The following is a 12,245-nucleotide window of genomic DNA, read 5'->3' on the forward strand; positions in this document are numbered from 1 at the left end:
CAATCATTTAATTGAAAATATGAAGCTTGATCTTTTTAATGGGCGATGTTATTAGCTGAATAATCTCTATTAGAAGTGAGAAAAAGTAATTTTTTTATGGTATGTCTCTAACTATCAATTGCTTATAACTTAAAGCTGTAATAGTTCTGTAATCATGTGATTTTTTGTTAGTTATAAACGGCTTTTAGGGTGCTTTTTTCCACAGAAATAATATTTTTATTCAACTTTATTCATTTTTTGTGCTTCAGAAGCTAAAATCCAATGAATTAGCGGTTTTACATAAAGTTGTTTCTTTAAATGAAAGATAAGTTGTTGTAAATAAGGCTTTATTTCTATTGGTTAAAAAGTGAGCAGTTTATGCTATTTGTAATGACAGTAATGTTTCAAGAAAGATATTAACGCTTTATGCACAGACTTATCCACAGATTTTGTGGATAAATATTAGAGTGGTTTTTTAATCTTGAAATTAGCTGTAGTTAGATTAAAAAACTCATGAAACTCGCTGTTTTCTAAAGATTAAAGGAATTTTACATTTTTATGACCATTGCTATTGATTCAAGTGGTGGAAAAAATAAGGAAATCATTATTTTTATTTTGTAATTGATGATTTTTTTTTAATTTCGTTCTATAGTAGGCTTATCTACAGCCAAAATGATTGGCATTTTATTTTAAAATTTTTAGCCTTATCGGAGAGCCTATACTGATGTCAATTCTTACCAATCTATCAGATAGTGGAAATGCATTGACCATTAAAATTATGGGAAAATTTCAATTTCCCTTGGCATCTGAATTTCGTCGTGCCTATACCGATATTGATCCGGTACAAGAATATGTACTTGATCTTAAAGACTCAGATTATCTTGACTCTTCTGCTTTAGGAATGATTATAGCCTTATGGGAATTTGTTGAACGCAATAAAGAGCGCATTAAAATTGTCAATGCGAATGAAGAAGTGATTCAAATCCTTGAAAGTGCAAATTTTGATCAGCTTGTCACCCTGCCATAGCTCCATTTCCAAGTAGCACGGGTATAAGAGTTAGAACTGTTATCATCCTGTCATTTTTATGTCATAAATAAGCATATCTGCTATGCTGTTTATGATTTGTTACTCGTCAATATAAGTTGTTCAAAACATGCTTGAAACCCTTTCTCTTCTTAATAAAATTTCTTTTCCTGCCATTAAGCGAAAAAGCATTGATATCCTGCAAATTAACTTAGGTTATCGTTGTAATCAGCAATGCCTGCATTGTCATGTCAATGCAGGCCCTAAGCGCAAAGAAGAAATGTCTCATGAAGTACTGATGCAGATTTTAGATTTTGTTGAAAACAACCAAATCAAGACGGTTGATTTAACCGGTGGGGCACCAGAAATGCACCCGGAATATTCCTTTATTATTGCCAGTCTGCACGCATTGGGTGTGAAGATAATTGATCGTTGCAACCTCACGATCTTGACTGAACCAGGCTATGAACACCTGATGCAGGAACTAGCGGACAAGCAAGTGGAAATTGTTGCCTCTTTACCTTGTTATTTAGAAGAAAATGTTAATAAACAACGTGGTAATGGTGTTTTTGAAAGTAGTATCGAGGCTTTAAAAGGTCTAAATCAACTGGGTTATGGACAGCCGGATAGCGCCTTGATATTGAATCTTGTCTACAACCCTCAGGGGGCATCACTTGCACCTGATCAGGCGCAATTGGAACAAGACTATAAATTATTTTTAGCCAATGAGTTTGACATACAATTCAATCAATTGTTTACCATTACCAATGTGCCCGTGAAACGCTTTGGTAGTATGCTTTTATCCAAACAAGCGTTTCATCCCTATATGGAACTCTTACAAAGTGCTTATCAACCCGCTAATCTTGATGGGCTGATGTGTCGTTATCATCTCAGTATTGATTGGCAGGGCTTTATTTATGACTGTGATTTTAATCAGATGCTGGATTTACCCTTAATAAATGACGACAGTAAACTACACATTAGCTCGGTGTCTCTCGATGATGTGAAGCAGCGTGACATTATTGTAGCTGGGCATTGTTATGCCTGCACTGCGGGTCAGGGTAGTAGTTGTGGTGGCGCTTTAAGCTAGCTTTTTGTTTAAACTAGGGCTTTGTATCAGCAGACACGCAGGCATTCTATGTGGCAAAAAATTTCCTTTATCATCCCTGTTTTGAATGAAGCGCATGCTATTGTTGCCTTTTTGCAGCCTTTGCAAGTGTTGCGTGAGCAGGGTCATGAGGTAGTTTTAGTGGATGGTCAGAGTGAGGATAACACCCGTGAACTGGCGCGTCCCTATGTGGATCGCATGATGAGCACAGAGAAAGGCAGGGCAAGGCAGCAGATTTTGGGGGCAAAAATGGCCGCCGGTCAGATATTTTGCTTTCTTCATGCTGATACGCTATTACCCGCCAATGCCGTTCAAATTGTTTTGCAGACTCTGAGCCAGGTTCTACAGCCCACTCAAATTGATTTCTGGGGACGTTTTAACGTCCACCTCTCTGGTAGCCATTGGTTTTTCCGTATTATTGAAGCTATGATGAACTGGCGCTCCTGTCTGACGGGAATAGCGACCGGTGATCAGGCAATTTTTGTGTCAAAATCACTGTACCGCAAAGTAGATGGTATCCCTCTCATTGATATCATGGAAGACATTGAGTTCAGTCAACGCTTGCGTAAACAACAGGCCATTATTTGCATTAAAGCCCCGGTTATTACCTCATCACGACGATGGGAAGAAAAGGGCATCATGAAAACAGTTTTATTGATGTGGCAAATGAGGCTACAGTATTTTTTCGGCGTAAAACCGGAGCAATTACTAAAAAAATATTATCCGGGGCGTTCCTAATGTTGACTCAGCCTGATGCGCTTATCATTATTTTTGCTCGTGAACCGGTGCTTGGGCAGGTTAAGACGCGTCTGATACCCGCCCTAGGCGCAGATCGCGCCACCGAACTCTATAAGCGTCTTTTAGACTATACAATAAACAATGTTATTTCAGCTTCATTGTCACCTATGCGCCTGTGCATCACTCCTGAGAGTGAGCAACAATATTTTATGCAGATGAAGCATGCTCAACACTTTGAATTGACGGTGCAGGAGGGGACTGATTTAGGGTTAAGAATGTTTAATGCGCTGGCTACTGCGTTGGCGCAATATTCTAAGGTTATTCTCATTGGGACAGATTGTCCTTCGATTGAGCAATCTTTATTGCAGCAGGCAATTGATGCTCTTGAGCATAATGACATGGTTTTTTCACCAGCCTCTGATGGTGGGTATGTGTTGATTGGTGCAATACGCGTTGTGAAAGAAGTTTTTATCGACATTGATTGGGGAACCGATAAGGTGATGCAACAGTCGAGACTTGCGCTAGCAGGTAGCGACTTGAGTTGGCAAGAATTATCAGTGCAACATGATGTTGATATTAAAGCTGATTTGAAGTATCTTAGCTTACATGATGAATTTAAAGACTTTATTGCTTAGGTTTTTCGGGGTATTTTTTGATCATGCGGTGCATATCAAACTCTTTTTCCTGATGATCTTTCGCTATGCCCTGAGCTTGGACGATGTATTCAATGCGGGTAAAAAGAGTAATTAACCTCAGATCAATACGCACACTGCCTAACTCAATAGAAAGACTTTCTTTGCCCGGAATAGAAAGTTGCCGCTCTGAAAAAGGGAGCTTTTGGTGCTCAATACTGAGAGCGCGCAAATCAAAAGTAATGGGCTTATCGGTGATGTTTTTCAGATAGAGTTGCGTATGACTATCAGCTAAATAGTCACTGGGCTGTTGTCGGCGGGTGAATTCTTTAATGCTATAACCACCGGGGACAGATTTTTTTAGCAATTGTGTGACCAGAGATAACTCTAATCTTGCGGGTACAATGTCGGTTTTTAATTGATAAAACTGTGAATAACGACGATTTTCAATTTTCCCTGTGTCGGGGTTGTAGGCGACTTCTTCGTGTTGAATGGTGGTGCTACGCAAGGTATTGCTAGCATCGCTGAGAGCATTATTCGCTTTAATACCCATTTCACTGCTACAGGATTGCAATAAATGAGTACTAAAAATTATCAAGAACACGAGTAGAAATTGTCGCATTTTATATTACCAGTCCATTCTTTATTATCTATTTTCTCTATTATAGGTCTTATTCGTTATTTATCCATCATCCTAAAATAATCAGTTGAATCGTAGCGAGAGCGACTTAGGTGCTGAAGATTAAGGGTTTTACAGGTTATTTTGGCTTTATTCGTAGTCACCCTACGGGTGAAGTCAAAATGTTCTGGAAAATCCTTAAGATTCAGTGCATAAGGCGGTCGCAGTAGGTTCAACTGATTTTTTTAGGATCATAGCGCTTATGAACAAACCTTCCATAAAGGGGGTTTTTACTATATTCTAAGCGCAGTTTTTTCCCTGCATTATTAGCTGAAGTGAGTTTTTTATGTCAATTTTTTCAATAGATGGCCTTTGTTTGGCCTTTGGTACCCACGTTTTATTAGACAAAGCCAATTTTTCCCTGGAAATGGGTGAGCGGGTTTGTTTGATCGGTCGGAATGGGACGGGGAAAACCACCCTGATGCGCCTGATTCAGGGAGAAATGCAGGCAGATGAGGGTGATGTACGAAAAAAAGATGGTCTCATCGTCTCCTCCTTGTCTCAGGAAGTACCTCATGAAGCGAGAGGCAGTGTGTTTGATATTATTGCCTCTGGACTGGGCGATGCAGCAAGATTGCTACAGGAATATAATCATGTGCTCCATGATGTGGCCAATGGTGATGAGCAAGCGCTGAACAAAATGGAAAAAATTCAGCATGAGCTGGAATCAGTCAATGGCTGGTCCTTGGTGCAAAAAGTAGAAGAAACGATTTCTCGTTTGCAATTATCAGCTGATAGTCTGATTGAAGATTTATCCGGTGGTCTAAAGCGTCGAGTGATGCTGGCAAAGGCATTGGTCATTGAACCTGATATTTTAATGCTGGATGAACCAACCAACCACCTTGATATTGAATCCATACTCTGGTTGGAAAACTTTTTAAAATCCTATAGTGGCTGTGTGTTGTTTATTACTCACGATAGGATTTTCTTACAAAATGTTGCGACACGTATCCTTGAATTGGATCGTGGTCAACTCGTTTCTTTCCCCGGTGATTACCAAACCTATCTGCGTCGTAAAGAAGAAATGCTTCATGCCGAAGAAAAAGCCAATGATCTATTTGACAAAAAACTTGCCGAAGAAGAAGTCTGGATCCGACAGGGCATTAAGGCCCGTCGTACTCGTAATGAAGGGCGTGTCAGAGCCTTGAAGGCCATGCGTAATGAACGCAGTGAGCGACGCGATTTACAGGGCAAGGCGAAGATGGAATTAGATGATAAGAAAAATTCCGGTAAGTTGGTGGTCGAAGTCGATAATATTAGCTATCAATATGATAAACAAGTAATAGTAAAAGATTTCTCAACAGTGATTATGCGTGGTGATCGCATTGGTATTATCGGTCCAAATGGTGTGGGTAAAACCACTATGCTTAACCTGCTTTTGGGTGAATTGACCCCTCAGAGCGGTCAGGTAAAACTCGGGACTAAATTGGAAATTGCTTATTTTGACCAGTTGCGTAACCAATTGGATGAAGAAAAATCCATTATTGAAAATATCGGGCAGGGTAGGGAATTTGTCAGTATTAATGGCCGTGACCGCCATGTTTTTAGTTATTTAGGTGATTTTTTATTCTCATCAGAACGTGCAAAAGTATCAGTAAAAGCCCTTTCCGGGGGGGGAAGAAATCGTTTGTTATTAGCCAAGCTTTTTACCAAGCCAGCTAATTTACTGATACTTGATGAGCCAACCAATGATTTAGACAGTGAAACGCTGGAATTATTAGAATCACTTCTGATTGAATACAAGGGTACTTTAATTATTGTCAGCCATGACCGTGCTTTTCTGAATAATGTGATCACCAGCTCATTGGTTTTTGAGGCTGATGGCATCAATGAGTATGTCGGAGGCTATGATGATTGGCTTAGACAGAGAAAATCAGTTGTAGCTCCAGTGAGTAAATCGACCAATGCGCCGGTGTCTGCTGTTGTGAATGCTCAAGTTAAGCCTCTAGTTAAGCTGAGCTATAAAGAGCAACGTGAATTGGATAATTTGCCTGCCAAAATAGAGACTTTGGAAAGCCAACAGGCTGAACTTGAAACGCAAATTGCTCAGCCTGAGTTCTATCAACAGGATCAGGGTGATGTGGCAAGAAAACTGTCAGAACTGGAAGCCGTAAATCAGCAATTAGATACGATTTATACTCGTTGGGATGAGCTGGAAGAAAAGAAGTCAGGTAGCTAAGTGAGTTTTTAATATAAACTGCTTAGCTATTTGTTTTTGGGATGAATTTTGCTTGCTTTATTTGCTAAGGTGGTTTATTCTTCCCGACCTTGGAGAGGTGGCCGAGTGGCCGAAGGCGCACGCCTGGAAAGTGTGTAAACCGTAAGGTTTCGGGGGTTCGAATCCCCCCCTCTTCGCCATATTTAGAACCACCTACTGGTTAAACGAGTAGGTGGTTTTTTTATGCCTGAAACACAAGTAGGTAAGCCTGCTATTTATTTATGAGAAAACAAGCAACTGTTTTAGTTTTTCTTTTTTTTGATTTGATTAAACTTTGGTACATTTTGATTAAATGTTTAGGTGTGTTTTGTTGATTGTTGGGTGAAATTAGATTTTGTAGTTCCAAAATCTCCGTTTTGAGTTGTTGTTCCAATTCCATTAGATTCATTCCAATTGTTCAGAAGTAGAACTTCAATGATAACATTAATTAGTTTTTTCTAATGTAGGATAGATGAGTAAAATGTGTAGGATTTTTTTTAAATAAGTGTCAGATTTTGCCGACAAAGGATCAAGTGTTTAGGGTCACTTGATCGCTTATCGAAAAATAAAGTTTTAATGGTTTACATATTGACTGTTTCAGGACCCATGAGTAAGGTGGGTAAGAACAATGACACTTCAGGGACATAAGTAATAATCATCAGGAAGCTTAAAAGTAGTAGTAACCAGGGGTAGGTTGCCTTAATGACTTCAATCATGCTCATGCCGGTAATGCCTGAGGTGACAAATAAATTAAGCCCCACAGGTGGGGTAATCATGCCGATTTCCATATTGACGACCATAATGATCCCCAAGTGGATAGGATCGATACCGAGTTGAATCGCGATAGGAAATAGAATGGGCGCCATAATCAGTAAAATTCCTGATGGCTCCATAAAATTACCGGCGATAAGCAACATGATGTTGACGATTAATAAAAAGCCCCAGGTGGGCAAACCGATAGAAATAATGAGTTCAGCGATTTCATGCGGGATGCGTTCAGAAGTTAATACGAAGGCAAATAACAGTGCATTGGCAATAATAAACATCAGCATGACACTGGTTTTGCCAGCATCAATGATCACTTTGGGTACGTGAGAAAATTTAATATCCCGATAAGCAAAAACGGCAATGATAAAGGCATAGACAGCGGCTACTGCGGCAGCTTCAGTGGGAGTAAAGATACCACCATAGATACCTCCCATAATGATCACAATCAAAAATAATCCACCGGAAGCATTGATTGCAGAATGCAGGAGTTGTTTACCACCCTTAAACGGGACATTGGGAAAGTTCTTTTTGCGGGCAATGAAATAAATAGTAATCATCATCATGATGCCAATCATGAGCCCGGGAATAACCCCGGCAAGAAACATTCGACCTACAGAAACATCAGTGGCCGCGGCATAAACCACCATGACGATAGAAGGGGGAATTAGAATACCCATGGTGCCAGCGGTGCTGATTACTCCAGCGGCAAAAGATTGTGTATAGCCTTCACGTACCATACCGGCAATAACAATGGAACCAATGGCTACGACCGTGGCAGGTGATGAACCGGATACTGCAGCAAACATCATACAGGCTAAGACTGAGGCCATCGCCAAACCACCACGTATCCAACCCACACTGTCTACGGCAAAATCAACCAGACGACGTGCAGCGCCTCCTGTAGTTAAGAAGGCTGAGGCTAAAATAAAAAATGGGATAGCCATAAGAGTATAGTGTTCCATGGCGGTGAAAATTTTTCCAGCCAGAGAAGCCATGGAGTCATCAGAAAATATTAAGATGGTCAGAGTGCTGGCAAGTCCAAGCGAAAAACCGACCGGTACACCAATGAGCATAAAGAAAAAAAGCATGATAAAAAGGGCGGTTGCGGTCATTTTTTGGTTTGCTCTAGTGCTTCAGTTTGATTGATTTCTTCCAGTAATTGGTCTGTCTCATTGACAAAATGCATCGTCTCAACTTCGCCCTTATAGACTTTCCAGGCAACTTCGAGTAAGCGGAAAAAGATCAGTGCAAAACCGACAGGTAAAATGATTTTTATTTTCCATTCTTCAATGGGCAGGTCTTCGGCTTCGATGCCGATGAGTTTTAATTTAGCAATATAATCCCATCCTCCCTTGAAGAGAATGGCACAGTAGAGTAGACAAAATCCAATAGCACTGAGCGTGATATATTTTCGGGTACGCTTTGAAAACAGATCGACAAAAGAGTCTATACTAATGTGTACGCCTTTTTTGACGCAATAGGCGGCTCCAAACATGACCAGCCAGGCAAAAAGGTAGGTGGTTAATTCGAGTGCCCACACTGCGCCGGAGTTGAAGACATAGCGTGCAACAACTTGTGAAAAAGTGACCAGTGTCATGGCTGTGAGTAAGAAGGCAATAAAACCTTCTTCAAGATAATCGATTAGTTTATGCATGATAGCTCAAAAACAACAGAACAGATAAAGAAGTAAGCATTCACCGAATGAAAGGTGAATGCTTCGGGAGAGCAATACTCGTTACATCTTATTGCATTTCAGTACGGCATTAATCTTATCGATGCCGACATTATCTTCAAACTTTTTCCATACTGGCTTCATTGCGGTTGCCCACAGTGCAGCTTGTTCATTGGTTAAAGTGTGAACTTTGGTGCGACCAGAAGCAATAATATACTCTTTATCGGCCTCGGCTGCTTCAAGTGCCCATTGTGTTTCTTTTAAGGTGACTTCTTTAATAATGGCGGCTAGTTCAGTTTGAATATTTTTAGGGAGTGAAGTCCAGAACTCAGTACTGGTCACTAATACATATTCTAAAACGCCATGGTTAGATTCTGTGAAATCACTTTGCACTTCAAAGAATTTTTTGGTGCGGATATTTGACCAGGTATTTTCCTGACCATCAATAACGCCAGTTGACAAGGCATTATACACTTCTGAAAAAGACATTTTTTGTGGGTTGGCATTCACGGCCTTAAACTGCGCTTCTAATACATCCGAGCTCATAATACGAAATTTTTCACCCTTGGCATCATCAGGCACGATGAGAGGTTTGTTAGAAGAAAGTTGCTTCATACCATTAAGCCAATAGCCTAAACCTTGGAAACCTTTGTTATTGGCTGCATTGAGTAATGCCTGACCCGCTGGGCCACCCGTAAAACAGGCAACTGCATTATTGTCTTTAAACAAGAACGGCAGATCAAATAGACCCCATTTTTTGGTGTATTTGCCAAACTTAGATAGAGAAGGGGCAGCAAGCTGTACATCACCTAAAAGTAGCGCTTTTAGTACTTCTTTATCGTTATACAGTTGTGAATTGGGATAAACTTCAATTCTGACTTTTCCCTTGAGTCGTTGTGCAACTAATTCCTGCAAGTATTTGGCAGCTTTGCCTTTGGGGGTTTTCTCAGTGGTGACATGAGAAAATTTAATGACAATTTCTTTTGCCATCAAGGTGTTAGAAAACGCGAGAGAACAAATGATTAATACCGAAAATATTTTAATCAGAGGCATAGTTATTCCTAATTTTGATTGTAATAAAGTGTGTTAACAGTCTTATTTATACTACTAAGAATCTATCTTGTCTATGTCTTGATATAGATTATTTTCACTGTAAGTTCAGTTTGTCATCAATTTCAGCGATTACAGCGGATAGGGCATGGGAAAAAGCCTCGATTAGCTGAGTATTTTGCACTTCGTTCAATTGGACGGTTAATGTATTAAGTGCCGTTGCACCAATATTTGCACTGAGACCTCGTACTGTATGTGTCAGTCTTTTTATTTCATCATTATTCAGCGTTGAGGTGTCAGTATTTCGATAGCCGTGAGCGAACTTAGTTAATATTTTTTTGTAAATGTTTGTATTCCCAGAGAAATAAGAAAGCCCCAAATCAGTATCAAGGGTTTTAAAACCGGCTAAAAAATCGGCCTCTTCAGAATCATGAGGTGATTTTTTAGAGACAGTCTTTTCCGCTGTCGTTTCACCCGAGATATATTTTATCAACACTTCATAGAGCGTATTGACATCAATGGGCTTATTGAGATGTTCATTCATTCCTGCTTGCATGGTTTTTTGCAAATCTTCAAAATGGGCATTGGCTGTTATGGCAATAATAGGAATGTTTTTATCTTGTTTACGAATTATCTGACTTGCTTCATAGCCATCCATGATAGGCATTTGAATGTCCATGATAATTAATTGATAGTGATTATTGCTGAACTTTTCGGTGGCTTCTAGGCCATCGTTGGCAATATCTATACTGAGCTTACTCTCCTCAAGTAAGCTTAAAATAATTTCTTGATTAATCTGATTATCTTCAGCGAGGAGGATTTTTCCGTTAAGTGTATTAATTTGTTGTTTGAGTGTGGCAGTGAGTTCTGCTTCTGATGATTGATTTAAATCGGCACTCATGGCAGGCTTTAAATTTTCTGGAGCATGAGTGTCAGTAGGAATTTCTTCCATTTTAATTTCAAAAATAAAATGACTACCCTTACCGAGTTCACTTTTCAACCAGATTTTACCACCCATCATTTCGACTAGATTTTTTGAAATAAATAATCCCAGGCCAGTACCACCGTGTTTGCGCGTGGTACTGGCATCGGCCTGAGAAAAAGATTGGAAAAGTTTTCTCTGTTGCTCAGTTGAGAGGCCAATACCGGTATCGCTCACTTCAAAGCGAAGGCAATTTTTGCTGACTTTACTGACAGATAGGCTTACCTTACCGGCAGGCGTAAATTTTATGGCGTTATCAATGAGATTCATTAAAACTTGTGACAACCTTAAATCATCCGCATAAAAATGCTTGCCCAATTGTGAATCATAATTGATGCTTAAATGAATGTTTTTCTCAATGCTTTTAAATTTTAGCTTATCGACAACATCGTTAATTAATGCAGGCAAATCGAAATTGATTTTTTCTATGCTGAGCTTTCCTGCTTCCATTTTGGAAAAGTCTAAAATGTTATTGATGATGCCTAGCAATGATTTTGCTGATTTATCAATGATCTGCAAAAACTTCTTTTGCTTGCTACTGGAGTCAGTTTCAAGTGCTAGATGGGTCATGCCGATAATACCGTTCATCGGTGTTCGTATTTCATGACTCATATTGGCTAAAAATTCAGATTTCGCCAAGGTGGCAGCAATGGCATTTTCTTTAGCATCAATCAAGAGTCGTTCAGCTTCTTTCTGCTCGTCAATATTTTTCCAGAGCACATGAATTACGCCACGATTATTGAGCAAGATATGAGTCAGAACTACTTCTACCCAAAATTCATCCCCATTCATGTTCAGATGTTTCCATTCAAAGGTATGGGAGGGCTTATCAATGGCCAGAGAAACCATTTCTCTGGATTTTTCAGCGCTTAAACGCCCATCAGGTTGGGTATGGGGTGATAGCTCTTCAGGTAGCATATTGATAACTTCATTTTTTGAATGAGCCTTGAGCATTTTAACGGCTTGTGAATTGCAATTGAAAAATTGATTGCTACTGGTATCGAATAAAAGCACGGCATGAGAAGAACTTTCAAACACTAAATTATAGAGCTCTTTTTGCTCTTCTAATTGTAGATTGTGTTTTTTTAACTCTCTTTGGCGATAAGATAAAAAGACGACGAGAACAAAGACCACAAAGAGGATTTGCCAAATTAAACTATAATCAACTTCACTTTCATATTTTATGCTGATCCATTTATTAATGATTTTTTGAATCCTATCCTGACCAATATGATTGATGGCTTTTTGTAAAATCTGTAATAACATTTCATCATCATTACGTACTGCCGAGTCCATGTCCCAGGTTTCCATAAAGCGTCCGGTGATTTTTAATTCACCGGTGTATTCGTTTTTAAAAATATGAGCGATACCTGCCAGCGTACCGATATAACCAAATAGTTCACCATCTTTAACTTT

General features: G+C 39.5%; 10 protein-coding genes and 1 tRNA gene. 6 read left to right on the forward strand and 5 right to left on the reverse strand.

The features are described from left to right. The first annotated feature begins 703 nt into the window (after nt 1-703). The 4 genes from JEU79_RS22310 (at nt 704) to JEU79_RS22325 (ending at nt 3,484) form a co-directional block, all read left to right on the forward strand. Nucleotides 704-1,006 carry an STAS domain-containing protein gene (locus JEU79_RS22310; RefSeq protein ID WP_214660659.1) on the forward strand — a complete coding sequence of 101 codons (303 nt, stop codon included), beginning with the start codon at nt 704-706 and terminating at the stop codon, nt 1,004-1,006. A gap of 127 nt (nt 1,007-1,133) precedes the next feature. Continuing rightward, on the forward strand, nt 1,134-2,093 hold the full coding sequence (arsS, locus tag JEU79_RS22315) for an arsenosugar biosynthesis radical SAM (seleno)protein ArsS (RefSeq protein ID WP_198266175.1): 960 nt from the start codon (nt 1,134-1,136) through the stop codon (nt 2,091-2,093). Between the two features lie 48 nt (nt 2,094-2,141). Then, complete coding sequence (locus tag JEU79_RS22320) at nt 2,142-2,849, forward strand: TIGR04283 family arsenosugar biosynthesis glycosyltransferase (protein WP_198266176.1); 708 nt, start codon at nt 2,142-2,144, stop codon at nt 2,847-2,849. After that, on the forward strand, nt 2,849-3,484 hold the full coding sequence (locus JEU79_RS22325; RefSeq protein ID WP_198266177.1) for a TIGR04282 family arsenosugar biosynthesis glycosyltransferase: 636 nt from the start codon (nt 2,849-2,851) through the stop codon (nt 3,482-3,484). The genes JEU79_RS22320 and JEU79_RS22325 overlap by 1 nt, the downstream gene beginning before the upstream one ends. Here JEU79_RS22325 and JEU79_RS22330 read toward each other — a convergent pair. After that, nucleotides 3,474-4,034 carry a hypothetical protein gene (locus tag JEU79_RS22330; RefSeq protein ID WP_198266178.1) on the reverse strand — a complete coding sequence of 187 codons (561 nt, stop codon included), beginning with the start codon at nt 4,032-4,034 and terminating at the stop codon, nt 3,474-3,476. The two genes, JEU79_RS22325 and JEU79_RS22330, sit on opposite strands and share 11 nt — an antisense overlap. 412 nt (nt 4,035-4,446) lie before the next feature. On the opposite strand from JEU79_RS22330, the gene JEU79_RS22335 reads away from it, so the two are divergent. Both JEU79_RS22335 and JEU79_RS22340 read left to right on the forward strand, forming a co-directional pair. Continuing rightward, nucleotides 4,447-6,339 carry an ATP-binding cassette domain-containing protein gene (locus tag JEU79_RS22335; protein WP_198266179.1) on the forward strand — a complete coding sequence of 631 codons (1,893 nt, stop codon included), beginning with the start codon at nt 4,447-4,449 and terminating at the stop codon, nt 6,337-6,339. A 91-nt stretch (nt 6,340-6,430) separates the two neighbouring features. Next, nucleotides 6,431-6,518: transfer RNA gene (locus JEU79_RS22340), tRNA-Ser, on the forward strand. A 420-nt stretch (nt 6,519-6,938) separates the two neighbouring features. Here JEU79_RS22340 and JEU79_RS22345 read toward each other — a convergent pair. From JEU79_RS22345 to JEU79_RS22360, 4 genes are all read right to left on the reverse strand, one after another. Beyond that, nucleotides 6,939-8,237, reverse strand: coding sequence for a TRAP transporter large permease (locus JEU79_RS22345; RefSeq protein ID WP_198266180.1), 1,299 nt, complete (start codon nt 8,235-8,237; stop codon nt 6,939-6,941). After that, complete coding sequence (locus JEU79_RS22350) at nt 8,234-8,779, reverse strand: TRAP transporter small permease (protein ID WP_246540669.1); 546 nt, start codon at nt 8,777-8,779, stop codon at nt 8,234-8,236. The genes JEU79_RS22345 and JEU79_RS22350 overlap by 4 nt, the downstream gene beginning before the upstream one ends. An 81-nt stretch (nt 8,780-8,860) precedes the next feature. Then, nucleotides 8,861-9,844 (reverse strand): TRAP transporter substrate-binding protein, encoded by a 984-nt coding sequence (locus tag JEU79_RS22355; RefSeq protein WP_425511196.1) that lies wholly within the window; start codon nt 9,842-9,844, stop codon nt 8,861-8,863. A gap of 100 nt (nt 9,845-9,944) precedes the next feature. Continuing rightward, nucleotides 9,945-12,140 carry an ATP-binding protein gene (locus JEU79_RS22360; RefSeq protein WP_198266182.1) on the reverse strand — a complete coding sequence of 732 codons (2,196 nt, stop codon included), beginning with the start codon at nt 12,138-12,140 and terminating at the stop codon, nt 9,945-9,947. Nucleotides 12,141-12,245: the final 105 nt, after the last annotated feature.

It is taken from the genome of sulfur-oxidizing endosymbiont of Gigantopelta aegis (genome assembly GCF_016097415.1).
Taxonomy (GTDB): Bacteria; Pseudomonadota; Gammaproteobacteria; order GRL18; family GRL18; genus GRL18.

Coding starts and splice junctions, on each gene's coding strand:
- JEU79_RS22360 (WP_198266182.1), bottom strand. CDS start 12,140: ATGGAAACCTGGGACATGGACTCGGCAGTACGTAATGATGATGAAATG.
- JEU79_RS22320 (WP_198266176.1), top strand. CDS start 2,142: ATGTGGCAAAAAATTTCCTTTATCATCCCTGTTTTGAATGAAGCGCAT.
- JEU79_RS22345 (WP_198266180.1), bottom strand. CDS start 8,237: ATGACCGCAACCGCCCTTTTTATCATGCTTTTTTTCTTTATGCTCATT.
- arsS (WP_198266175.1), top strand. CDS start 1,134: ATGCTTGAAACCCTTTCTCTTCTTAATAAAATTTCTTTTCCTGCCATT.
- JEU79_RS22350 (WP_246540669.1), bottom strand. CDS start 8,779: ATGCATAAACTAATCGATTATCTTGAAGAAGGTTTTATTGCCTTCTTA.
- JEU79_RS22325 (WP_198266177.1), top strand. CDS start 2,849: ATGTTGACTCAGCCTGATGCGCTTATCATTATTTTTGCTCGTGAACCG.
- JEU79_RS22310 (WP_214660659.1), top strand. CDS start 704: ATGTCAATTCTTACCAATCTATCAGATAGTGGAAATGCATTGACCATT.
- JEU79_RS22335 (WP_198266179.1), top strand. CDS start 4,447: ATGTCAATTTTTTCAATAGATGGCCTTTGTTTGGCCTTTGGTACCCAC.
- JEU79_RS22330 (WP_198266178.1), bottom strand. CDS start 4,034: ATGGGTATTAAAGCGAATAATGCTCTCAGCGATGCTAGCAATACCTTG.